The 1,319-nt window shown below is 63.7% G+C and carries 1 protein-coding gene; it reads left to right on the forward strand.

Translation table 11 applies throughout. The annotated features are described in order from the left end of the window. Positions 1-56: 56 nt before the first annotated feature. Complete coding sequence (gene atpG / locus FWJ25_RS20520; protein ID WP_149601845.1) at positions 57-1,136, forward strand: ATP synthase F1 subunit gamma; 1,080 nt, start codon at positions 57-59, stop codon at positions 1,134-1,136. The last annotated feature ends 183 nt before the right edge of the window (positions 1,137-1,319 follow it).

Here is a 1,319-nt window from a genome sequence, read left to right on the forward strand (position 1 = left end):
CCCGCCCCTTGTCTCTTCCGCTTCCCCCCGACCCCGCGCGCCCCGGACCAGCAGCCATGTCGTGCTCCCCCCTCTCCACCGCCTGGTCCTCCTCGGCGCTCGCCAGCAGCGCCTCCACCACCCGACGGCGCTCCCCCCCGCGCTCGGGTCTCCTGGTGCGTTGTTCCCTCCGTCAGCGCCGCACCCGCATCGACTCCGTCAKGAACACGCAGAAGATCACGGAGGCCATGAAGMTGGTGGCCGCCGCCAAGGTCCGGCGCGCGCAGGAGGCCGTCGTCTCCTCTCGCCCTTTCKCGGAGGCGCTGGTGGAGGTGCTCTACAACATGAACCAGGAGATCCMGACGGAGGACATCGACCTGCCCCWCACCCGCACCCGCCCCGTCAAGAAGGTGGCCCTCGTGGTCCTGACCGGCGAGCGCGGCCTCTGCGGGAGCTTCAACAACAACGTGCTCAAGAAGGCGGAAACCCGCATCGATGAGCTCAAGCAGCTGGGCCTCCAGTACACCGTCGTCAGCGTGGGGAAGAAGGGCAACGCCTACTTCCAGCGCCGCCCCTACATCCCGTTGGAGCGCGATCTAGAGGTGAGCAGCGTGCCCACCGTCAAGGACTCGCAGGCCATCTGCGACCTCGTCTACTCGCTCTTCGTCTCCGAGGAGGTGGACAAGGTGGAGCTGCTCTACTCCAAGTTCGTGTCGCTGGTGCGCTCCGACCCCATCATCCAGACGCTGCTCCCCATGTCGCCCAAGGGCGAGATCTGCGACGTCAACGGCGTCTGCGTGGACGCCACCGAGGACGAGCTCTTCCGSCTCACCACCAAGGAGGGGAAGCTSACSGTGGAGCGCGAGAAGGTGAAGATCGAGACGCAGCCCTTCTCCCCCGTGGTGCAGTTCGAGCAGGACCCCGTGCAGATCCTGGACGCGCTGCTCCCGCTCTRCCTCAACAGCCAGATYCTCMGKGCCYTGCAGGAGTCGCTSGCSAGCGAGCTYGCYGCSMGGATGAGCGCSATGAGCARYGCSACCGACAACGCCATCGAGCTCCGCAAGAACCTCTCCATCGCCTACAACCGACAGCGCCAGGCCAAGATCACCGGGGAGATCCTCGAGATCGTCGYCGGTGCCGACGCCCTCGCTGGCTGAGCCTGAGTCCCCTTGGTGGTGCKGTGCTCCTGCTATATATAATTCTTTTTCCTCATTTTYTCCMCTCTGCCTGTAATTCCTGATAATAGCACAAACGCAACGGAGTTCTGTGTTCCTTGCGACACACAAGAATTTCAATCCAGAGATGCCAAAATGTATAATCTTGCCGCAACTGAGACGTCG

It is taken from the genome of Marinobacter salinexigens (genome assembly GCF_008370345.1).
GTDB classification, from domain to species: domain Bacteria; phylum Pseudomonadota; class Gammaproteobacteria; order Pseudomonadales; family Oleiphilaceae; genus Marinobacter; species Marinobacter salinexigens.